Below are 22,630 nucleotides of genomic sequence, written 5' to 3' on the forward strand. Positions count from 1 at the left end.
CAGCGGGCATAGCTCACAAATATGACATTGGCGTGAATTTTGCGCATTGCTTTTCTGTTTCCTAAGGTCTATCACTTAACTGTGACCGCACATAAAGTAGTCACTGTTTTCTTTCCACCAGACCGAAAGATGAGGGAAACGAGGCATGAAGAGACAGAAAAGAGATCGCCTGGAAAGGGCGTTGTCACGTGGGTACCAAGCAGGTATTTCAGGGCGTTCAAGGGAAATTTGCCCTTACCAAGCTTTAGACGCCAGATCACATTGGTTAGGAGGTTGGCGACAAGCCATGGAGGACAGGGCTGTGACCGCCTAAGCGGCTCTCTGTCAGACTAAGGGAACACCTCCGCTTTATGCGCATATCGCGGAGGTTTTTGAAAGACTCTCGTACTTGCTGCCGCAGCTTTGTTGGCTGCTCTCATAAACCCGAATCATTGACTGGAGTCAACTCATCGGGATTTAATCGCTTACCGCCTGGCTGCAACACCAATTACTTTGAGTTATCTCTTCGTACTTGCTATCGCAGCGTTGTTGGCTGCTCTCATAAACCCGAATTATTGACTGGAGTCACTCATCGGGATTTAATCGTTTACCGCCTAGCTGTATTGAGCCATGTTCGTGCTTACCAGCGTTTCAGTAAAATACTCGCGTTGACCCCGCCGAAACCAAAGCCATTTGAAAGGGCATATGTCATTTCATGTGCTTGAGCTTTGCCCGCAATCACGTTAAGTCCTGAGGCCGCAGGATCCAGATTTTCCAGATTTAGTGTGGCGGGAACGATTTGATCCCGCAATGCCAACACCGTAAAGATGGTTTCCAATCCACCAGCAGCACCGAGCAAATGGCCCGTGGCTGATTTTGTTGATGTAATGGCTAAAGTATTGCTCTCGCCAAACAGGTGTTTAATTGCATTGATCTCACCCAGATCACCCACCGGCGTTGAGGTTGCATGTGCATTCAGATGCTGAACTTGCTCCGGTTTAATTCCTGCCTGGCGTAATGCAATTTTCATTGCACGATATGCGCCGTCGCCATCTTCCGCGCCCGAGGTCATATGATAAGCATCGGCGCTGGTGCCGTAACCGACAATCTCAGCCAATGGTTGTGCACCACGGGACAGAGCATGCTCCAGCTCTTCGATAATCAGCAGGCCAGCACCTTCGCCCATCACAAAACCATCACGGGCGCTATCGAATGGGCGAGAGGCTTTCTCTGGCGCGTCATTAGAGCCGGTTGATAATGCGCGGGCTGCAGCAAAACCGGCCAGACTGACTTTATCAATTGCGGCTTCAGCCCCGCCACACAGAGCAATATCAGCTTCATCGTTGCGGATCATGCGCACGGCATCGCCAATAGCTTGAACACCTGCCGCACAGGCAGTGACCGGAGCACCAATTGGCCCTTTAAAATGATGCTTGATAGAAACGTGGCCCGCAGCCAGATTCACTAAGAATGAGGGAATGGTGAAAGGGGACAGACGCTTGGGCCCACGGTTATCGGTCGTGCGTACTGCATGCGCAATGGATGGGAAACCGCCAATACCGGAACCGATAATCGTTGCGGTTCGCTCTTGTTGCTCTAAATTATCGGCTTGCCAACCTGCATGGGCAATAGCCTCATCAGCTGCAGCCATCGCAAATTCAATAAAGCGATCCATTTTCTTTTGATCTTTGGGCGCAACAGCTTTATCAGGATCAAAACCCGCCTCAGGATCTGCGGCAAGAGTTGGCACTTGTCCGCCAATTTTTGCCGGTAGATCGCCGACAATCTCATCTGGCAGAATGCGGATTCCAGATTGCCCCGCCAACAGACGTTGCCAGACAGTTTCGATACCACAGCCTAATGGGGAAACTACACCCATCCCGGTAATTACGACACGGCGCGTATTCATCATTTTTCCTTTCTAGACTCAATTGAATGTAGTGGGTGTCTGGCATCGACGGCTTGTTTGTCATGCATCAGCGCCAGCCGTTTATTAATTATATCGCTCCTGACAGAGCCTGCCGTGAGGGTGACATCTTGTGCACGGATAGGTTGTCGAGTGGCATTGTCCAGTAAGATAGGTTCCACCGGTGTACCGGTGCGGCGATCGGTGAGAATCACTGCGGGGCCATCTGGTGCAAAGTGTTGATTACCCCATTGAAATAGGGCGGCAATAACAGGGAAGAAATCCGTGCCACGCTTGGTCAATAAATACTCATAGCGAGCAGGGCGGGAGTGATAGAGCCGCTTTTCAAGGATGCCACTTTCTACCAGATATTTTAAGCGTCGGGTCAGGATAGTAGGGGAAAGCGACAAACTTTGCTGAAATTCATCGAATCGTGTTAGCCCCTGAAAAGCATCACGCAGAATCAGTATACTCCACCATTCACCTACTCGTTCAAGGGCGCGGGCAACCGGGCAGGGCATATCTTGCAGGCGAGTTCTTTGCATACCACTCCTTGTGTATTTCCTGTGAATAGCGCTGACTACGGACTGATATTAATTAGCGACTACATTTATTGTAGTTACTAAGGTTTAAAAAAAATGCCATTGGCATACTGATAACAATGCAGGGGATTTAACGGCCCCTGCATCAGGTCACGGCTAAAGATATTAGAAAGCAGCGGTGTCTTTAAACAGGCCAACTTTCAGGTCGGTGGCGGTGTAAATCACTTTACCATCGACTAATACCTCTCCATCAGCGACACCCATGATCAATTTACGCATGATCACGCGTTTAAAATGAATACGGTATGTCACTTTCTTGGCATCAGGCAGTACTTGACCTGTGAATTTAACTTCACCGACGCCCAGTGCGCGGCCTTTGCCTTCGCCACCTAACCAGCCAAGATAGAAACCAACCAACTGCCACATGGCATCAAGGCCCAAACAGCCAGGCATTACCGGATCACCGATGAAGTGGCAACCGAAGAACCATAGATCCGGATTAATATCCAGTTCCGCTTCCACATAACCCTTGTTATAGAGGCCGCCGTCTTCTGTCATTTTGATGACACGGTCCATCATTAACATATTGCCTGCTGGCAATGGTGGCCCACCAGCGCCAAACAGTTCGCCACGGCCAGATGCTTCAAGGTCTTCTTTTGTATAGGATTCGCGTTTATCTACCATGTTCTCAGTAAGCCTTATTTTATTGAAGTGCGCAGAATAGCGTACAGCTGTACGCTGAGCAAGTCCGATCAGCCCTGGTTGAACCAGTTCAGCCAACGTAATGGCCATGGCCAACGATGCCTGTCCTGCGGATTTACTTGTGAGATTCGTTCTTGAATTATACCTAACAAGCTCGGTTGCTGCTCATCGGCATAAACCACACCGGTTAATAATGGCAATGCTTCTGCGGCGCTATCTACAGCCCATAAATGGAACTGACCATTTTGTACTGCCTCGATCACTGACTGGTTCAAGCACAAATGACGGACATTGGTCGCGGGTAAAATTACCCCCTGATTACCCGTCAGCCCACGGCGTTGGCAAGCTTCAAAGAAGCCTTCGATCTTTTCATTGACGCCCCCAATAGGTTGTACATTACCAAATTGGTCAACTGAACCGGTCACGGCAATTTGCTGATTGATAGGCTGCTGTGACAGGGCACTGATCAAGGCACAAAGTTCGGCCAGTGATGCACTGTCGCCATCAACCTCACCATAGGATTGCTCAAAAACAATGGAAGCGGAGAAGGGAAGCGGCTGATCAAGCTCCAATTCTGAAATCAAGAAAGCTTGCATAATCATCATGCCTTTAGCATGGATATTGCCGCCCAACTCTGCTTTACGTTCAACATCAACAAATTCGCCATCGCCTAAGTGGACGACACAACTGATTCGAGCTGGCTCACCAAAGGCATAAGGATGGCCGGGATATTCCAAGACTGACAGCCCATTAATTTGACCGACAACTTGCCCTTCGGTCTCAACCAGAATTTGCCCCAGTTCTATCTCATCTTGCATCCGTTCAGCAAGGTAGCTATTGCGCCAATCACGGGCATTTAGCGCAACCTCCAGCGCGTTGGCTGTAATTGTATCTTCTTCGGCATAAAGTGCCGCCTCCGCCAGCACGCGAGTCAGCCATTGTGGGCACAGTGGCAGACTGCCTTGGTCGCCGCTATAGCGCACCGCTTGACGGAACAGAACCGGCCAGGCATCGGCAGACAGCGCAGGGAGTTGTTTTTGCTGCAATAGTGTATTGATATAACCGCACCACAAGGTCATACCATCAATATCGACCAGCGGCAGCTCTACTTCGAACTCGCCATAAATAGCCAATTCACCCAGTTCAGGTTCCATATCATGGAAATCACCTAACCCCAGACGATCGCCAACCAGAATCAGACGTAAATCCAGTGGCATTGATGGGATATGTACTGGCAAAGGACGCGTTTCATCCGGCGATAACCAATCGAAGCGCTGCTGAACAATCATCTGCTTCAGCCGTAACCACATCAAAGGCTGCGCCTGTAATGCGCGCACCGACAAGATCAAGACGCCGCCATTGGCTTGATGAACCAAACCGGGCTGTAAACTTATTTGATCTTTATGCCATCTGACACAGCCAAACAGCTGTTCGGGCTCGACCCACTCTTGATAGAGACAACGTGAGAGGGCCGCAAAGGGCTCATCACCGCGTTGTGCTGGTTGCCAAGTGACTTGGTGACCGTGTACCAGATAATCTCCACCAAACAGGGCAGAGGCCTCAGGTTGCAGCTCTTTAACAGCTTGAGCGATCAATGCCAAATACTCAGTACTTTCCTGTGCTTTGATCAGCATAAAACGCGGCTGAGATTGTGGATGACAGAATAACGTCATGCCATTTTCTAACCGGGGCTGAATCGCGGCGAAAGAAACAGGCTCCAACTGGGAGGCAGTAGCAAATAACGCTTCATATGGCGTTGTGTTCGGCAGCAGTGACTGCCATTCAAGTCTGTTATTGGTCAAAGTGATAGATGCAATCGTCAAAAAGGGAAAGTGCGATTATACAAGAATAAAGCAGACTGCATATACGTAGAGTGGTAGTTGATGGCAAGGAGTAAGAGATCGGCAGTATTCCGTACAAAAAACAAACTAATCATGTGCTTTTAGGAGGGTGAAATTCTGTGTAAAACTGTTATGCTTGAGTTAAGTTACACGGTCACTAAAGAGCTCACGATGAAATATCAGCAACTGGAAAATCTGGAAAGCGGTTGGAAATGGGCGTATTTGGTAAAAAAACACCGTGAAGGTGAGGCTATTACCCGCCATATTGAAAACAGTGCTGCACTGGAAGCAGTAGAGCAACTGATGAAACTGGAAAGTGAGCCAGTGAAAGTGCTGGAGTGGATTGATACTCACATGAATAGGCAACTGGCTAACCGGATGAAGCAGACTATCCGCGCCAGACGTAAGCGGCATTTTAATGCTGAGCATCAGCACACTCGCAAGAAATCAATCGATTTGGAATTCTTGGTCTGGCAACGATTGGCCGCGCTGGCCAGGCGTCGGGGTATTACTCTGTCAGAGACGGTTGTTCAGTTGATTGAAGATGCTGAGCGTAAAGAGAGGTATGAAAGTCAGATGTCATCCTTAAAGCAGGATTTACAGGATATTCTGGGTAAAGAGATTTAATCTATTTGAATCCGCATTGACATTAAGGTCACTATAATACGGTTTAAGTTAATGCGATATGACCTGAGTTTTGCTGAGCGAGATAATAAAAAAGACTTCATGAAAAAGAGATAAAAAAAACCCCGCAAAGCGGGGTTTTTTACGAAAGGAGTAAACTTAAGCCTGTGGCTGAGTTACAACTTCTTTGTAGCCTTTAACTTCGATCTCTACGCGACGATCTGGTGCCAGGCAATCGATCAGAGCAGCACGTGGTTTCACGTTGTCACAGGTATTGCCTGTAACTGGGTTTGCTTGACCTTCACCGCGAGCGGTGATTTTTTCAGCAGGGATACCTTTAGAAACCAGGTAATCACGCACGCTGTCAGCACGACGCTGAGACAGAGCTAAGTTAGGAGCTGGTTGACCGATACGGTCAGCAAAGCCCAGAACAACTACAGAACCGTCTTTAGGATCGATAGAGCTCAGCTGTGAATACAGTTGGTCCAGAGCTTGCTGGCCTTCTGGTTTCAGAGTTGATTTGTTGAAAGCGAACAACACGTCAGATTTCAGAGTGAAACGCTTAGTGTCAACAACTGGAGCTGGTGCTGGAGCCGGAGCTACAGGAGCTACAGCGTCATCTTGACCGAAACGGTAAGAAACGCCAACGCTCAGCATGCCGTTGTCTGGACGAGCACCAACGGTAGCTTTATCACCGATGTTGCTAACCCATTGGTATTCCATACGGGTTGCCCAGTTTTTGGTCCATGCGTATTCAGCACCCAGAGCTACCAATGGAGAAACACCGGTGTCATGGTTGTTTGAACGCAAGCCAGAAGTTGCGTCAAACGCGCTTGAATCTGCACGCCAAACCATACCACCCAGACGGGTGTACAGGTCCAGGTCCTGAGCAATAGGGTAGCTCAGTTTAGCAGCCAGTTGAACGCCCTGTGCTTTAAAGTCGCCGTTACGAACGTCGCCTTTGTAAGGCATACGGCCAAGCCAGTCGTATCCCATTTCAAAGCCCAGGTATTGGTTTGCTTGGTAACCCAAGAATGCACCAGCGCCCAGTTGGTTTTTATGGGTAGGACCGTCGTTGCCAACGTCGCCATAGATACCGCCAGTGCCAGTATCTTGATACTGGGACCAACCCAATTTACCACCGGTGTACCAGGTGTTATCTTTCGGTGCGGCTTGCGCTACTGTAGCGAAACCTGCCAGTGCCACTGCTAATGCGATAGCTGTCTTTTTCATTTTACGCCTCGTTATCATCCAAATAGGCAATGAGCTTTAAAGCCAAGCCCTTGGTTAAAATTCTTCGTCAAGGTATTCGCGCTCCCGTTAATCACGCTGCCAGTATAATTTGGCGTTTTAGAGCAACCTTGGCGATGTAAAGTCTACAACGTGGCGAGAAAGTTACAAGTGTGATGTGATAAACCGCCTGAAAAAAAACCGAAATTGTGCATAATCTTTAACGATTTAGCCGGAAATAACAGCTTTTTCTAGACGTTATTTTCTGCTGCAAGCCGCATTCTGACTCGCTTTATGCTGGTTACACAGGAGTAAGCGCTAAATATTGTAAAAATTCATGGGATAAATCCTAAATTTACTTAATGATACAAAGAAGAATGAATTTTTAACGTTGCGCACTGTCCTTGAGTCGATTTTGTGTCATCCACAGGATGCATCACAAACCCATAAGCATTTCCTAACTTTGCTGCCAAACGTAATCGACTACGATCATTTTCTGACAATTCAGGCAGCCAGCCAAGGACAACACTATAATTTCCCGTCAACAAGGCTTTTTCCATAGCATCAATCGTTGATAATGGGCTGATCTGCCTTACCTGCACAACTTTACTGATTGGCAAACCTGATTGCTGTAGCCATGAACGGCTCAATCTCTGCTGTGGTGCTAACCATAATAGCCAGCGCGATTGCTTACCAAGTTGCTGTAATAGAGGAAGCAATAGCTGGGTCACCGCAGGCTGGTTTTCACTGTACATAAGTTCACTGATAAGGCCACTATCTGTTGGAGCATCAACTCTTTCCTGTGTATCACGGGTAACAAGAGAATGATAATTAGCATGATAAGGTTTTAGTGATTGAGTATGCATTATGAACCTCGCCTGTAGTGTGCTGTATGCATATACAGTAGTCACTGTTTATTCGAAGATCAACTAAATTTTTACAAGACGCTTCGCATTATTGTGATGTAGATGGGCGTCAAACACATTTTTTGTTTGGCTCAGTTATCTATATTGCGTATTTTCTAATTAGTTGTTCCTCTTACACTTATTGCAACTGAATAGGGACGTTGGATCGGATTTTTGCTAAAGGAGTAGTCATGAAAAACGTATCAGAAAGGATGATATTGCGGGCTCAGTCTCATTTCGATTTTTTAGGTCAAATCACAGTTCGCTCACAATTTGGCGGCTATGGTTTGCTTGCCAGCGGCATTATGTTTGCTGTGGTTTCAGAGGGAGAGTTGTATTTACGTGGTAATGATCAAGTTGAAAATTTATTCCGTACCAGAGAAATGACCAATCTTGTTTATGCTAAACGTGGGCTTCCTGTTTTGCTGCGTTACTACTGGGTGGACTCTCTATTATGGGACGATGACCTTGCACTGCGCCATTTTGCTAAGTTGGCCTACCAAGGCGCTAAAGCCGAGGCATTGAGTAAGAAAGGCCCCACGGTTCGCTTAAAAGATTTACCAAATCTTAGCGCCAGTCTAGAGCGGTTATTGTGGAAAGTGGGCATCAAGAGTGCGGCGGAGTTGCGCCTTGAAGGGGCTAAGTGCTGCTATCTTAAATTGCGAGCATTGAGACGATCGCTTGGGGTGAATGTTTTGTTGTCCCTGGCTGGCGCTATCAGCGGTCACCACTATGCGGCATTGCCTCTAATGATGCGTAGCGAGCTTATAGAATGGTTTGAAATTCACATTCGCTCGCCCAAAATTGCACAATGTGAACCCGCCTAGTCGCGGGCCACTGAGAGAACGCGCCCGAGCATTAATTAGCTTGCTTGACTGATGCGCTTATTGAGCTCGCTAAGCTCAGGTAACAATTCAAGTAATAAGCCAATTTGTTGTAAAACCAATTGGTCTATACTGTCCGGATCAGGATTAGAGTCCTGTAGCCGGGCAGATAAACCGATTAGCACTCGTGCCATTTGGCTACTGTCAGGTTGTTCCTGCTCAAGCAAGCCCTCGATATAACAAATTGCGTCATTGAGTAAACTCAGTGTGGTGGCATTACTTAGTTTTTCACGATGAGCGCCTAGCGCAGATATGTAACTCAACATCGTGTGGTTCAGGCAGAGTAAACGGAATGCCGCTTCCTGAGTTTCTTTGTTGCTGTTGGGCTCTGCAGACATATTTGAGATAACTGATGCCAGCTCAGCATCGCAATTATGTGCATCGCGGCGCGCAATGCGGTAGGGCAGGCTATTATCCTTACCTTGATAATATTGCACTAAAATAGCGTCAAGATAGCGGCAGTTTGCATTCAGTGTTTTATTAACTACTGCGGGGAGATGACGGAATTTCCAATCAGGCCAGATAAAACTCACGGCAACCCAGGCAATGGCACAGCCGAGCAATGTGTCAAATACTCGTGGAACGGCGACTTCAAATCCTTCACCTAATAGGTTAAAACATAATAAAACCAGCAAGGTAATGAACATTGTTGCATGAGCATACTGAACATTGCGGAAAGCAAAAAATAGCACGCCGCTAATGACGATTAAGATCAGTTGCCCTTCAACTGAAGGCACGAAATAAAGGATAGGTAGCCCGATAAGTATCCCGGCGAGTGTACCGATGATACGCCGAGTAAGGCGGCTACGTGTCGCGTTGTAGTTGGGTTGGCAGACAAAAAGACTGGTTAATAAAATCCAATAGCCATGGCGCATACCGGTAAGCTGAATAAACGCATAACCCACACAAAGCACCACCGACATACGGATAGCATGGCGAAATAGGGCAGATTGTGGGGTCAGATGGCGGCTGATACGTAGCTTAATATCACTCCATCCGGTGAGACGGTCATCAGATAAGCGATTTTCAGGTTGTGAACCTTCTGCTAACACCTGCTCAGACTCAATACCTGCCAGTTGTGCATCAATAGCTCGCAAATTTTTAAGCAAAAGCGACAGCGCTTTTACTTGCGGCACATTCTCATTTTGAGCCATTTCTCTGGCTAGTGCGGCATCTAAATAGGTAAAAGCGCGCTCGAAACGTGGGTCATGTTGATATTTTTGCCGCATTAAAATGGATTGAGAAAGTTGCATACAGGCTCTGGCTTGCATGCTGAGTAAGCGCTGAAAGCGGAACAAAACATCGCTGTAGCGAAATTTCTCTCGAAGCAATTGATACTGAACATGTGATGAACTGGCGCGTTCATGGATATCTTGTGCCACGAAATAGTAATGAAGAGTTCGCCGAGTCTCGCGTTGCCCTCGATCACCTTTAAGTCGTGAAACCAGTGAGATTCTGGCTTGGTTCAATGTCGTTAGTAATATGCCGTTAGCCATTGCCACATCAATAAGCGGCTGATCAACATCAGACTCAATATCTGGGTCAAATAGATAGGCTTTTGCGTCCAAATAGTGAGAAAGCTGCTGATAGCAACGGGCCAGATTATCCTGCAAAGGGCGAATAGGGAAAATCAGGTGCCCACATAGGGTCAGAACGTTGTACCAAACGGCACCAATTATCAGTAACAGCGGTTGCTGGTACCAAATATGGTACATCGAGGTACCCAGCATGGTGTAGATGGCGATGAGTAATGCACCAAAGGCGATGGTGGCATAACGTTGGCCTAAAGCGCCGAGCAAAATAAAGCCGCAAGTGGATAAGGTTAGCCCAAGGGCAAAAAACCATGGATAAGGAAATAACAGTTCAATAGAGGTTGATGCGACAAAAAAGCAAATCAGTGTAATGAATAAATTACGTAACCGCCCAGCCAGGCGGTCATCAAGATCAGTCAGTGCTGCTGCGACGACACCGAGAGTTAAGGGGATGGTCAGTTTAGGCTGATCAATCCACCATGGCACCGCCGTTACTCCTGCTAATGCGATAAAAATTCGAACATGGTAGAGCAGGTTGCTGTTATAGACGTAACGACGTAAACCAGTGACGAAAGTGAGCACAAAAACCTCTAAAAACGAAAAAGTCAGCGTTGCTGATACTGGCGTTGGGCGTTGGCTATTCTTGCTTGTTGTGCCATTTCGACAGACACAACACGTCGGCCCACTGGCCATAACGCGATAGCGGCAATTTTAAAATTGGCAATCCCAACCGGAATACCAATTATGGTTATACATTGCACAATGCCGGTCGCAATATGCGATAAACACAACCACCAGCCAAACAAAATAAACCAGACAATATTCAGTAAAGAACCGCCTGCGGATAACAGAGGATTACTTTTTTCTGGGTATAATTCATTGACATGGATCGCCTCATTACCATAAGGCAGAAATGATAACTTAGTAATCTCCCAGCAAGAGCGAGTTAGTGGTAAGGTAAAAATCAAGATAACACTGACCACGGTTGCGAGTAGCCAGCCCAATGTTGTGAAGAAACCACCTAAAACAAAGTTCAAAATATTCAGTACAGTACGCATAGTAATTAATCTGCCTCGCTGAATAAAAAACCGCATTGCGGATGAATAAAAACAGGTGCCCTCTATCCTATAGGGATAGTTTCCTTAATCAACTATCGGATACCTGTTGTTTAAACTCAATTATTTTATTTACACTCTTCGATGTTACTTCAATTCACTTAATACGAGTTATGGCGCGCAGATATGGAACTTAAAGCGACATCCTTTGGCAAGCATCTGGCTCAGCACCCTTATAACCGGGTTCGCTTGCTCAATGCGGGCATCGAAGTATGCGGTGATAAACATCAATACCTGATTCCTTTTAACCAGTTGGTTAGCATTCAATGTAAGCGCGGTATTGTCTGGGGCGAAATGGAGTTTGAATTGCCAAATCAGCAAGTTGTGCGTTTGCATGGCACTGAATGGCAGGAAACTCAGCGTTTTTATCATCACTTATTGGGCATCTGGCAGCAATGGAGTGAGGAGATGAGCCTGGTTTGTGTTGAGGTTTTGCACAAACAAGTTGAATCAATTAAGCGAATTGAACAGCAGGATAAATGGTTTAAACGCAGCGAATTAGGTCAAGTGCAGGCCGCCATTCGTGAGGCTTTTGCATCACTGCCAATGCCGGTTCAGCGCCTGACCGAGTTTGAATCGTGCCGCGCAGATTATGAGCTCTGTCTGCGCTGGTTACAGCAAGGCAGCCGCAGTGTTGATCATCGTAATCAGCAGTGGACTCACCGCATGCTGGAAGAGCATCAAGACTTTTTCCAAAGTGTTGAATCGTCTCCTTTGAATGAATCGCAATGCCGGGCGGTGGTCAATGGTGAAGATTCGGTCTTGGTGTTGGCGGGCGCCGGGAGTGGCAAAACATCAGTGTTGGTGGCGCGTGCAGGTTGGCTATTACGTCGCAATGAAGCATTGCCGGAGCAAATTTTATTGCTGGCTTTTGGCCGTCAAGCAGCGGATGAAATGAATAGCCGCATTAAGCAACGGCTGGCGGTGGATGATATTCAAGCCAAAACCTTCCATGCTCTTGCATTGCAGATAATCCAGCAAGGTAGCCGCAAGACGCCAGTGATCAGTAAGCTTGAATCTGATAGCAAGGCCAGAAGGTCATTATTGATTCAGCATTGGCAGCAGCAATGCAGTGAGAAAAAAGCCCAAGCTAAAGGGTGGCGCGAATGGTTAACTGACGAGCTGGAGTGGGACGTCGCCGAAGGCGAGTTTTGGCAAGATAAACGGTTGGCCGCCCGGCTCGCTGGGCGGCTGGAACGCTGGTTAGGATTAATGCGGATGCACGGTGGTAGTCAGGCTGAAATGATAGAGCAGGCTGATGAAGAAGTGCGAGATCTCTTCCAAAAACGTGTACGGCTAATGGCTCCCTTACTCAAAACCTGGAAAGCCGCGCTGAAGGAAGAGGGCGCTGTCGATTTTTCCGGGCTTATCCATCAAGCCGTTAACTTGTTGGATAAAGGACGTTTTGTCAGCCCGTGGAAACATATATTGGTTGATGAATTTCAAGATATTTCGCCACAACGCGCCATGTTGCTGACTGCTTTGCGCAAGCAAAATAAACAAACCTGCCTATTTGCTGTTGGTGATGATTGGCAGGCTATTTATCGATTCAGTGGTGCAGAGCTTTCTCTCACCACCGCTTTTCACCAGAGTTTTGGTGAAGGAGCTGAATGCGCGTTAGATACCACTTATCGTTTTAATGACCGTATCGGCGAGATCGCTAACCGTTTTATTCAGCAGAATCCATACCAGCTCAAAAAGCCACTAAACAGCTTGAGTAAAGGCAATAAAAAGTCAGTGGTTATCTTGCCAAGTGAGCAACTCGAAACACTGCTGGATAAATGCAGTGGCTTTGTAAAGGATGATGAACGCATCCTCGTTTTGGCTCGTTATCATCATCTGCGACCAGATATTTTACAAAAAGCGGCGACCCGTTGGCCAAAGTTAGCGATTGATTTTATGACTATCCATGCCAGTAAAGGGCAGCAGGCAGACTACGTAATTATCGTTGGTTTGCATGAAGGGAATGATGGTTTCCCAGCCGTCGCGCGCGAATCTCTTCTTGAAGATGTGCTGCTACCCGCTCCAGAGGATTTCCCTGATGCGGAAGAACGGCGTTTACTTTATGTCGCGATGACCAGGGCGAAACATCAAGTTTGGTTACTGCAAGATACTACCAACCCGTCAATCTTTATAAGCCAACTCAGTGAGTTAGGTGTACCAACTCAGCGTAAGCCTTAATTCAGGTTTACGAAGCGACTCTCGATAGATGAAGCCCGGTGATTTTAACGCACCGGGCTTCATGCTTATTTCAGGCGTTGCTTTAAATAGTGATCATAATCAGGGATGGCGATGGTCACTTCACCGCTAAATAATGCCGAACCAATTAAGAAGTCTGCAGTTGAGCGATTAGTAGCTACCGGAATATTCCATACCGTTGCCAGGCGCAGCAAGGCTTTGACATCGGGGTCATGGGGGACGGCATTGAGTGGGTCCCAGAAGAAAATCAAAATATCAATTTTCTTTTCGGATATCAGAGCGCCTACTTCCTGGTCTCCGCCCATTGGGCCACTAAGCAAACAGTGGACATCAATACCTGTTGCGTTCTGTACCAAGTTCCCTGTGGTGCCGGTTGCATAAAGTTCGTGCTGCGATAAAAGGTCTCGATTTTCCATCACCCATTCGAGCAGTGATTTTTTGCAGTGGTCGTGAGAAACCAGAGCAATATGCTTACGTGCCGCAATAGTGCGGGTAGTGAGTTCCATCAAAGTATCCTTCAATAAGTGCCGACGGTTTGCAGACAGATTACTGAAATGACGATTTTGTGCATAGTAGTAGCGCAAAGAAATGCGAGGAAACAAGCATAACCTGATGTTTAAACACAGCCTTAGCACTGCCTGGATTATTTAGTTGGTGGTTTTTTTGCCCATAATAAGAACCGTTGCTGTGTTTCTTTGTCAGCTTGCAGGAACCAATATTGCAGCATTTGTTCTGCGACATTCTCACCTTGCAAGTTAGTGGTTTTCTGTGTGGTATTGGTACCGGCCACGGCAATTGTAGTACCGGGTACTGCCGTTACTGAGGAGGGAGGGATAGTGGCAAAAGAGGGGACTGAAGCACTAAATTGCCCGACATTATAGGTTGCCATGGCCGTTTCAAGTGTTGCGGCGGAATTAAGATTGTCCTGATGCAATACGTCATGGCGTACAGACAATGGGCGGCCATTATCCCCAATAAGTTGATATGCCGGGTTTTTAGAGAATTTATAACCATCTCGTTCGGTATCGATAGTTGGTAATTTTATGGCAACTGAACGAATGTTACGGGTGTTAAACACCACGACTAATGGCGGAGAGGTGTACAAGATTTTCGGGTCGGTAGGAAGCGCCTTCGCCACTTTGAACAGGATTTGGTGCTGCCCGCTATTTAACTCCAAGCTATCAGCTCCCTTCAGCAAGGAGCCCGACATATTTTTTCCATCGACCACCAACAGGTCAATTTCCGGTGCAAGTTTTAAGGTCGTGGCTATAGCTGAAGCACTACAGCAAACGGCCAAAATCCCTGCGACCACCAGACCAAATTTCATGTGCTACTCCTGAAGGCGATATCTGTTTATTTTGTCAGATCAGCTAGATTATGTGTCAAAGTCTTTCCGGTTGCCCATATTTATTTACGTTTTGAAATATTCAGTATAAATATGGCCTTTTTATCGTGATGAATTCTAAAGATAAAACAGACAATCTAACAGTTAATACTTCTCGAACTATTAAACCAAATCAATTAGGCAGCATTTATCATCGTTTTTCATCATGATGTACACTTAAGACGTCGTTCATATGTGTCAATCCATCCGGAAGCAAATGGATTGGAACATTCTTTAGCGCATCAGAGGAACTGAAAAATGCACGATAAAGACATTGCTGACATTCTTCAGCAGGTAAAAACAATTGCATTGGTTGGCGCGAGTGATAAGCCTTCACGTCCAAGCTACGGTGTCATGGCTTACCTATTACAGCAGGGATATCAGGTGATACCAGTCAGCCCTAAACTGGCTGGGACGTCATTGCTGGGTCAACAGGTTTATGCTGAATTAGCCGATATTCCTCATCCGATCGATATGGTGGATGTATTTCGTAATGCCGAGGCTGCATATGGCGTCGCACAGGAGGCTATTGCTATCGGTGCTAAGGTTTTGTGGCTGCAAATTGGGGTTATTAATGAATTGGCGGCAACGTTGGCGGCTGATGCTGGGCTGAAGGTGGTGATGGACCGCTGCCCGAAGATTGAAATACCGCGATTGGGATTAGAAAAAGCGTGATATTTTCGCTATTCATGTGATAACTATTTGATAATAAAAAACCCGGCAAAATGAGCCGGGCTTTATTGATCAGTCTCAAGACTTAGTTGCGCAGACGCGGAGCTTGTAGCTGATGGCGAATAGACGCCGCTAGCTCGTCTAATGAAGGTTGCTCCGGATGAGCATCCATATCTTCATAAGTCAGCTGTGCTTCAGCCAGGTAGGTGTGTACCGGTTGCCCCTCATCATCCTCTATGACCACATGATACCAAGGTGATGAACGCAAAATATCGTTGTTTGCGACTTCATCAGGTTCCGGTGGCTCAAGAGAATATTCAGGATCGATATCAATCACCACACCCAAATAGCCATGTAGGCTATGGCGAACCTGCTGCCCAATACCAAATTTGCTGGCGATCATGATAACCTCCTGAGAAACATACTCCGCCCTCTATATGAGGGCAGTGTAGGGCATTTCAAGTCACATTATCCGACACGCAAATCCTTTCAGGTACAAACCTTCTGGATATGTCGCGATAACAGGGTGATCCGCTGCCTGACGGAACTGTTCTATAAATTGTATATCATGACCTGCATCTAACGCAGCATCAGCCAAAATTTTCTGGAATAAATCTGTTGGCATTAGACCTGAGCAGGAGAAACTTAACAAGATCCCGCCTGGGCGTAATAGCTGTATGGCTAACATATTGATATCTTTATAACCACGACAGGCACTGGCGAGCTGGCTTTTGTTTTCTACAAATTTCGGTGGGTCCATGATAATCATGTCGAACTTTTCCCCTTGCGCGCGGTAGTTGCGCAGCAATTGGAATACGTCATCACGAATAAACTCAGCTTTACTCAAATCTAATTGGTTGAGTTCAACGTTTTGTCTGGCGATATCCAACACTGATTGTGATGTATCAACACTGATAACCTGTTGGCAATTCCCCATCAGTGCGGCAACAGCGAAAGCCCCAGTATAAGAGAAACAGTTCAAGACACGGCGGCCATTGGCGTAATTACGTGCTGCGAGGCGGCTATCTCGTTGGTCTAAATAAAAGCCGGTTTTATGGCCTTGCTGGATATCAACCAGTAATTGCATACCGTTTTCAGTGATTGGCAACAGGGCCGGAGGCATTTCGCCAAACACCGTCCCCTGAGTCAGTGGTAAGCCTTCTTTTTTACGCACTGAAACATCGGAGCGATCATAAATAGAGCATTCCGGGTAGCACTTTTGCAAGGCACTGACCAACGCAGTTCGTTGATATTCGGCACCCGCTGACAGCAGTTGCAATACCAGGAAGTTTTGGAAACGATCAATGGTGATGCCGGGCAAACCGTCAGATTCACCAGCAATCAGCCGATAGCCATTCAAGCCATCTCGTTGCGCCAACCAATCCCGCCAGCTTTGTGCTTGCTGAAGACGACGAACAAAGAATTCGCTATCAATCACTTCATCTTGTTGGAATGTCCAGACGCGTGCCAGAATTTGTGATTCTGGGGAGTAGGCGCCACGAGCCAGCCATTTACCCTGACTATCAAGAATATCGATGGTTTCACCGGGAAGTGCATTGCCTTCAATGCGTTGAACAGCCCCAGAGAAAATCCATGGATGGCGACGAAGTAAGGATTTTTCACGTCCTTTGGCAAGAATCAAGCGTACGGTCATAATTAGGTTGCTGCCAGCTAGGTAAAAAAGAGCGGTATTGTCGGAGTATGAGCCGTAAAATGCAAATTATCACGTAGATAAGGAGTCGATATGTCACAAGTATGCACTGCTGCCTATGTTTATGGTGTCGTCCAAGGTGTCGGTTTTCGCTATAGCACACAACGTCAGGCGCAAGAACTGGGGCTGACGGGGTATGCCAGGAATTGTGATGATGGCAGCGTGGAGGTAGTTGCTTGTGGCGAGCAGCAAGCCGTGGAACGTTTGATGGAGTGGATCAAGCAGGGCGGGCCGCGTGGGGCGCGAGTCGAGCGCCTACTGACCGAACCTTACCCGCCCACGCAGTTTGAGACTTTTAAAATTCGATATTAATCTGTGTACTGCGCTATAACAACTATTACCCGCAGCAGTTTGTTAAATACACTTTACCGGCTTGGGTAATCCCGCAATCTTAGTGGCTTGTTTTGCTGGCCCTTTGGGGAATAAACGATATAGATAGCGGCTACTGCCTTTTTCTTCACCATATTTCTTCGCCATCGCCTTTACTAGCATACGGATCGCGGGTGACGTGTTGAACTCTTGATAAAACGCACGCACAAAACGCACCACTTCCCAATGAGGCTCGGTAAGTGTAATACCTTCCTGCTCGGCAAGTATGGCAGCCAAAGCCTCGCTCCAGTCCGCACTGTTTTTTAGATACCCTTGTGCGTCGGTTTCAATTGCCCGACCTTCAAACTCCAACATACAACCTCAGATTCAATTAATGAAACGGTGGTTAATTTAGCAAATATTTGTCCGTTACCCAAAGAATCCGTGTTTTTACTGGGTCAGACTTCACTGATATAAAGCAAGGTCAGAGGGCTGTACAGTGAATCATCAGTCAGTATTGCGGATGACGATTAATTCAGCATTCGACAATCGAATGACGGCTTTTTAGGCGATTAAACGCAAACAAGCTTTACAAGCGGCAGTGCTCTGTTTATAGTTCGGCTCGTTGCGGAGGGGTGGCCGAGTGGCTGAAGGCAACGGTCTTGAAAACCGTCGACGGGAAACCGTTCGAGAGTTCGAATCTCTCCTCCTCCGCCATCATTTCTCTTTATCCCGCTATTTTATAAGTAATTTCCCCAATCTCTCAAAATGACGTTCTTTTATAAAGACGATATTGTGGCTGCCAGAAATTCTTGGTGATAGTTTCTCTCAGCATATCATCTGGGATCTCGATTGCGACACCGGCTAACTGAGCTTCTTTTGCAACGTTATAAGCGATGGCCTGTGTAACTTGCTGGATATCTTTAATATCGGGTAGCAGTGAGCCATACCCATCACGCGCCAGTGGCGAGAAATCGGCCAGTGTTCGACTGGCTGCCATCAACATACTTTCTGTGACACGTCGAGCCTGGCTGGCAAGAACACCAAGCCCTATACCCGGGAAAATATAGACATTATTACATTGGGCAATAGGGTAGGCATTATCCTGATAAATAATCGGCTCGAATGGGCTGCCAGTGGCGATAATGGCATGGCCCTCAGTCCAGCGCAGAATATCCTCCGGGCGAGCTTCCATACGCGAGGTTGGATTGGAAAGCGGCATAACAATAGGCTTTGGGCAGTGGCAATACATGGTACGGATCACTTCTTCACTGAATAACCCCGGCTGGCCTGTGACCCCAATCAGTACTGTAGGTTTGACGTTCTGAATAACCTCTATCAATGAGAATGTTTCATTCAGACTATCCCAGCCTGCCAGGCTTGAACGTGGTTGTGCCAGATGTTGCTGGAAAGGCGCAAGATTGGTTTGGTCGTCAGTTAGCAGGCCAAACCGGTCAACCATATAAATATTGGTGCGCGCTTGGGCGTCAGTTAAGCCCTCGGATACCATCTGTGCCACGATATGCTCAGCAATACCACACCCGGCAGAACCGGCACCAAGGAATACCACACGTTGATCCCGTAGCTGATTATTCGCGGCGCGACTTGCGGCCATTAAGGTGCCCAACGTGACGGCGGCGGTACCTTGAATATCATCGTTAAAGCAGCAGAGCTCATCCCGATAGCGGTTTAGCAGTGGTATGGCCGTATGCTGGGCAAAATCTTCAAACTGTAATAATACATGGGGCCAGCGGCGTTTGACTGCGCTGATAAACATATCGACGAACTCAAAATACTCGTCACCGCTAATCCGAGGATGGCGCCATCCCATATAGAGTGGGTCATTAAGCAGCTGAGAATTGTTCGTTCCCACATCAAGTAAAATAGGCAGTGTCTGAGCTGGGCTGATGCCACCACACACGGTATATAAAGAAAGTTTGCCTATTGGGATCCCCATACCGCCAATACCTTGGTCTCCAAGACCAAGAATGCGCTCACCGTCAGTCACAACTATCACTTTGATATTTTGCTTAGTCGCATTATGCAAAATATCATCAATCATGTGTCTGTCAGGCCAGGAGATAAAAAGCCCCCGAGCCCGGCGATAAATATCAGAAAAGTGCTCACAAGCATGGCCGACAACCGGGGTATAAATGATCGGCATCATTTCTGAAATATGCTTGCCGACCATATGGTAAAACAGTGTCTCGTTAGTATCTTGGATATTGCGCAGGTAAATATGGCGAGCAATATCGGACTTAATGTCGAGAAACTGTTGATAGGTCCGCTGCGATTGTTCTTCAATAGTTTCTACCGCAGCGGGCAACAGCCCACTTAAATTAAACGTTTCCCGCTCATAACTGGTAAAACCACTCCCCTTATTTAGCAGGGGAGAGTCCATCAATAATGTGCCCGTATAGGGGATATACAGTGATTCTTGGCTATCTTCATGAAACATATTAAATATCCAAATACTCAACAATAATGAAATGTTCTGAATCTAAAACAGCAGGTAATTGGCTATCATCATGGTGATGATGCCACCGACCGCCGGAATTAGCGTTCGTCTTACAATCATAAACGGAGAGCATTCACCGGCCTTACTGACGGCGATGATGATACCGGCTACCGGAGAAATAGAGCGGCCCATACCGGCCATTAACTGCATCGGCAGAATCATGCTAACCGCTTCTTGACCGAATTTACTGGCGATAGAGGGGGCCATACCTGAGAAGGAGAAAAAGGCAGCGACACCAGAACCCGTTAATACTGCAGTTACACCGACCAGCAGCGTCATGAGAATAGTCATGCTGGCGAAACCAAAACCGGCGTTTTGGACTGACACCAGTAAATAGTCTATCGCCCCAATTTTCTGCATCCCTTGGGCATAAATATCAGCACAAACCAGTAAAGAAACGATGCTGGTAAACATGCTTCCCATGCCTTTGAAGAAAACTTGAACCCCTTTACAACAGCTACGGAAATCACGTTTCACCAAGAGGTCACAAACAAATGCCGTCAACGTGCCGATAATCATGGCGGTGACCACATCTATTTTTATGCTATCAATAAATAACGGACTGAATATCAGAACCAGAGCAACCGGGAAGATAGGTAATAATGCGTAGAAGGTAGGTACACGTTCTTCTTCTGTGTTTTCGGCGTGACTAATATCTTGAACAACAACAGAATGGCCATCTTTTTTATCGTAATATTTGGCGGTAAAGAAGACTAACACGGACACCACTAACATCACGGCAATAGCAATCGGCATCTGATAATGGACAAAATAGATTGCGGTTTCCATACCTGCGTGTTTTGCCGCAAGGTTAGCGGTGCCCACTGCAGGACCGAGATCCATAAAAGCACAAAGGCCAATCATTGAGGCTGCCGCAGCTTTACTCACACCTAAGCGCACCAGTACCGGGAAGAAAGTCACCAACAACAGCATGGCTAACCCGGCAGCACTGGAAATTGCCACGTGCAACAACTGCGCGCAAATATAGCCAATTGCCAGAATAAGGTAGGGGGCTTTAATCAGTTGTAGAGGGCGGATACAGGCATTAACCATGGCATTGGATGCTTTGATATGATCCATGTAACTGGCAAAACCGCCGGCAGCCATAATGATCAAACCAATGCCAGCAACCTGAGTAGAGAGTGAGTTTTTTGCAAAGGCAAAAATATCAATCCAAACTGAGCCTGTCGATTTTGCTTTATCGTATAAGATATTGTGTTCTGGATAAAAAATAGCGGTGATAGTCAGCAATGAAATACCGGCTAGCAACAGCACGGTTTGCGGTTGGTAATTTTTGATGATTAACCATGCAGCAATGATAGTAATCACTATTGCGATTATAAATGCAATCATGAGATGAGCCCTTTTTATTTGTTTTCCCGAGTGAAAAACCACAGTTAAATAAATCTTTTCAGATATATCTCAGGCGGAAACGGTTAATCTGTGTGCCTGTTTGCAATGAAGCTATACTAGAAGTAAGCAATCATTGGCAGAATGAGAAAATAGTTTTCTCACAGTAATTTGTGCGCGGCGTCTCATTCCTTGAAATTCTTTGTTACATCAATTAATGATTTCATTTTACCTATGCTTTGCGTGATCATTAACAAGATATTTTTTCGAGAATATATTTATATGTTAGCTCGTCAATTTGAATGTGAAGAGGCAATAATGGATGGAAATTAATAATTTGTTGACACTTGAGAAATATATTTCACAAACTATACAATTAAGTTCATTGACAGAATCAGAATGTCGCCTTGATGCATATATCCAAGGGCATTTTAACGAACTGCCCTTTCATGGCATTGTCGATCTCGCACGTAATGCAATGGTGAGTAAAGCCACTGTTGGGCGTTTTTTAAATAAATTAGGATTTACCGGTTATTCGGCTTTCAGACGTGAGCTGGAGAAAGGACTGTCACAGCAGAAATTGGTACCGCCATTTGAGCTGGTATCACGGGCTCAAGAGAAAGCGAAGGTCACCACGGCAGAGATAGTCTCTGAATTTAATAAGAATGTGACCATGCTGTTTGAGAGCTTCAAAGATAATATTGATATCGAGAGTCTGGACGAGTTTATCAGTCTTATTTTGGATACTGACAGACATCTGTATGTTATTGGCCCTTCTTCGTCACACGCTATGGCGAAGCACTTCACTACTTTGGTTAAATACTTTAGGGACAAAGTGACGCTTCTCTCGGTGGATGTTGGTGATTTGCCGAAAGATTTGCTCAACATATCCAGTAAAGATGTTCTGATCACCTTCTCTTATTACCGGTTTAATCGAGTGGTAATTCGAGTCACTGAGTGGTTTCGCAAGAAGGACGCGGTAGTGGTGCTGATAACCAATTCAGAATCTAATCCCTATGGCAAATTTTGTAATCTACAGTTTGTCTTGCCAAGCGACGTCCAATCGGTATTTAAAAGCAGAATTATCAGTTTCTTTTTTGTTGAATTAGTCCTGCATCTGGCCTATGAAAAAGGGGAAGGAGAGGGGAACTTTGAGCAGTTGGAAGAGCTATTTGTATTTTTTGAACTTTTTTCACCACTCCCTAAATAGATGAGTCAAGATTCCCC

At 46.5% G+C, this 22,630-nt stretch carries 22 protein-coding genes and 1 tRNA gene; 8 read left to right on the forward strand and 15 right to left on the reverse strand.

Annotated elements, in window-relative coordinates; all coding sequences use genetic code 11:
• Positions 1 to 145 precede the first annotated feature (145 nt).
• Positions 146 to 313, forward strand: a complete 168-nt coding sequence (gene rmf / locus DJ58_RS22585) for a ribosome modulation factor (protein ID WP_005170911.1) — start codon at positions 146 to 148, stop codon at positions 311 to 313.
• 306 nt (positions 314 to 619) lie between these two features.
• On the opposite strand, the gene fabF is transcribed toward rmf, so the two are convergent.
• From fabF to DJ58_RS15170, 4 genes are all read right to left on the reverse strand, one after another.
• A complete protein-coding gene (fabF, locus tag DJ58_RS15185) occupies positions 620 to 1,888 on the reverse strand; it encodes a beta-ketoacyl-ACP synthase II (protein ID WP_004709962.1) in 1,269 nt (422 codons plus the stop codon).
• Positions 1,888 to 2,430, reverse strand: coding sequence for a winged helix-turn-helix transcriptional regulator (locus DJ58_RS15180; protein ID WP_032911300.1), 543 nt, complete (start codon positions 2,428 to 2,430; stop codon positions 1,888 to 1,890). The genes fabF and DJ58_RS15180 overlap by 1 nt, the downstream gene beginning before the upstream one ends.
• Before the next feature lie 162 nt (positions 2,431 to 2,592).
• Positions 2,593 to 3,111, reverse strand: coding sequence for a bifunctional 3-hydroxydecanoyl-ACP dehydratase/trans-2-decenoyl-ACP isomerase (gene fabA, locus DJ58_RS15175; RefSeq protein WP_004709961.1), 519 nt, complete (start codon positions 3,109 to 3,111; stop codon positions 2,593 to 2,595).
• Between the two features lie 68 nt (positions 3,112 to 3,179).
• Complete coding sequence (locus tag DJ58_RS15170) at positions 3,180 to 4,931, reverse strand: AAA family ATPase (RefSeq protein WP_032911299.1); 1,752 nt, start codon at positions 4,929 to 4,931, stop codon at positions 3,180 to 3,182.
• A gap of 210 nt (positions 4,932 to 5,141) precedes the next feature.
• On the opposite strand from DJ58_RS15170, the gene matP reads away from it, so the two are divergent.
• The gene (matP, locus tag DJ58_RS15165; protein WP_032911298.1) at positions 5,142 to 5,597 is read left to right on the forward strand and encodes a macrodomain Ter protein MatP; all 456 of its coding nucleotides are present in this window, start codon (positions 5,142 to 5,144) and stop codon (positions 5,595 to 5,597) included.
• Between the two features lie 156 nt (positions 5,598 to 5,753).
• Here matP and ompA read toward each other — a convergent pair whose 3' ends face one another.
• Together ompA and sulA are read right to left on the reverse strand one after the other, a co-directional pair.
• Complete coding sequence (ompA, locus tag DJ58_RS15160) at positions 5,754 to 6,827, reverse strand: porin OmpA (protein ID WP_004709956.1); 1,074 nt, start codon at positions 6,825 to 6,827, stop codon at positions 5,754 to 5,756.
• 356 nt (positions 6,828 to 7,183) lie between these two features.
• Entirely contained in the window at positions 7,184 to 7,690 is a 507-nt protein-coding gene (gene sulA, locus DJ58_RS15155; RefSeq protein ID WP_004709954.1) for an SOS-induced cell division inhibitor SulA, read from the reverse strand.
• Between the two features lie 230 nt (positions 7,691 to 7,920).
• On the opposite strand from sulA, the gene DJ58_RS15150 reads away from it, so the two are divergent.
• Positions 7,921 to 8,556, forward strand: coding sequence for a TfoX/Sxy family DNA transformation protein (locus tag DJ58_RS15150; RefSeq protein ID WP_032911297.1), 636 nt, complete (start codon positions 7,921 to 7,923; stop codon positions 8,554 to 8,556).
• Between the two features lie 35 nt (positions 8,557 to 8,591).
• Here DJ58_RS15150 and yccS read toward each other — a convergent pair whose 3' ends face one another.
• Complete coding sequence (gene yccS, locus DJ58_RS15145) at positions 8,592 to 10,727, reverse strand: YccS family putative transporter (protein WP_004709950.1); 2,136 nt, start codon at positions 10,725 to 10,727, stop codon at positions 8,592 to 8,594.
• 23 nt (positions 10,728 to 10,750) lie between these two features.
• Positions 10,751 to 11,203, reverse strand: a complete 453-nt coding sequence (locus DJ58_RS15140; RefSeq protein ID WP_004709948.1) for a YccF domain-containing protein — start codon at positions 11,201 to 11,203, stop codon at positions 10,751 to 10,753.
• 183 nt (positions 11,204 to 11,386) lie between these two features.
• On the opposite strand from DJ58_RS15140, the gene helD reads away from it, so the two are divergent.
• Positions 11,387 to 13,441, forward strand: coding sequence for a DNA helicase IV (gene helD, locus DJ58_RS15135; protein WP_004709946.1), 2,055 nt, complete (start codon positions 11,387 to 11,389; stop codon positions 13,439 to 13,441).
• A gap of 65 nt (positions 13,442 to 13,506) precedes the next feature.
• On the opposite strand, the gene DJ58_RS15130 is transcribed toward helD, so the two are convergent.
• Both DJ58_RS15130 and DJ58_RS15125 read right to left on the reverse strand, forming a co-directional pair.
• A complete protein-coding gene (locus DJ58_RS15130) occupies positions 13,507 to 13,965 on the reverse strand; it encodes a methylglyoxal synthase (protein WP_004709944.1) in 459 nt (152 codons plus the stop codon).
• 137 nt (positions 13,966 to 14,102) lie between these two features.
• Positions 14,103 to 14,786 (reverse strand): DUF2057 family protein, encoded by a 684-nt coding sequence (locus tag DJ58_RS15125; RefSeq protein ID WP_004709942.1) that lies wholly within the window; start codon positions 14,784 to 14,786, stop codon positions 14,103 to 14,105.
• 315 nt (positions 14,787 to 15,101) lie between these two features.
• Between DJ58_RS15125 and DJ58_RS15120 the strand changes: the two genes are divergently transcribed.
• Positions 15,102 to 15,518, forward strand: coding sequence for a CoA-binding protein (locus DJ58_RS15120; protein WP_004709939.1), 417 nt, complete (start codon positions 15,102 to 15,104; stop codon positions 15,516 to 15,518).
• 82 nt (positions 15,519 to 15,600) lie between these two features.
• Here the strand turns inward: DJ58_RS15120 and hspQ are convergent, their stop codons facing one another.
• A complete protein-coding gene (hspQ, locus tag DJ58_RS15115; RefSeq protein WP_004709937.1) occupies positions 15,601 to 15,918 on the reverse strand; it encodes a heat shock protein HspQ in 318 nt (105 codons plus the stop codon).
• 60 nt (positions 15,919 to 15,978) lie between these two features.
• Positions 15,979 to 17,169 carry a 23S rRNA (cytosine(1962)-C(5))-methyltransferase RlmI gene (rlmI, locus tag DJ58_RS15110; protein ID WP_004709936.1) on the reverse strand — a complete coding sequence of 397 codons (1,191 nt, stop codon included), beginning with the start codon at positions 17,167 to 17,169 and terminating at the stop codon, positions 15,979 to 15,981.
• Positions 17,170 to 17,259: 90 nt separating this feature from the next.
• Between rlmI and yccX the strand changes: the two genes are divergently transcribed.
• On the forward strand, positions 17,260 to 17,538 hold the full coding sequence (gene yccX / locus DJ58_RS15105; protein ID WP_004709934.1) for an acylphosphatase: 279 nt from the start codon (positions 17,260 to 17,262) through the stop codon (positions 17,536 to 17,538).
• A gap of 42 nt (positions 17,539 to 17,580) precedes the next feature.
• Here the strand turns inward: yccX and tusE are convergent, their stop codons facing one another.
• Positions 17,581 to 17,910 (reverse strand): sulfurtransferase TusE, encoded by a 330-nt coding sequence (tusE, locus tag DJ58_RS15100; protein WP_004709931.1) that lies wholly within the window; start codon positions 17,908 to 17,910, stop codon positions 17,581 to 17,583.
• 254 nt (positions 17,911 to 18,164) lie between these two features.
• On the opposite strand from tusE, the gene DJ58_RS15095 reads away from it, so the two are divergent.
• Positions 18,165 to 18,252, forward strand: a tRNA-Ser gene (locus DJ58_RS15095).
• Positions 18,253 to 18,298: 46 nt separating this feature from the next.
• Here the strand turns inward: DJ58_RS15095 and DJ58_RS15090 are convergent.
• Entirely contained in the window at positions 18,299 to 19,993 is a 1,695-nt protein-coding gene (locus DJ58_RS15090) for an NAD-dependent malic enzyme (protein ID WP_004709930.1), read from the reverse strand.
• A 42-nt stretch (positions 19,994 to 20,035) separates the two neighbouring features.
• Positions 20,036 to 21,406 (reverse strand): C4-dicarboxylate transporter DcuC, encoded by a 1,371-nt coding sequence (gene dcuC / locus DJ58_RS15085; protein WP_032911295.1) that lies wholly within the window; start codon positions 21,404 to 21,406, stop codon positions 20,036 to 20,038.
• 319 nt (positions 21,407 to 21,725) lie between these two features.
• Here dcuC and DJ58_RS15080 point away from each other — a divergent pair, with 319 nt between their 5' ends.
• Entirely contained in the window at positions 21,726 to 22,613 is an 888-nt protein-coding gene (locus DJ58_RS15080) for a MurR/RpiR family transcriptional regulator (protein ID WP_004709928.1), read from the forward strand.
• The last annotated feature ends 17 nt before the right edge of the window (positions 22,614 to 22,630 follow it).

It is taken from the genome of Yersinia frederiksenii ATCC 33641, from assembly GCF_000754805.1.
In the GTDB taxonomy this organism is placed as follows: Bacteria; Pseudomonadota; Gammaproteobacteria; order Enterobacterales; family Enterobacteriaceae; genus Yersinia; species Yersinia frederiksenii.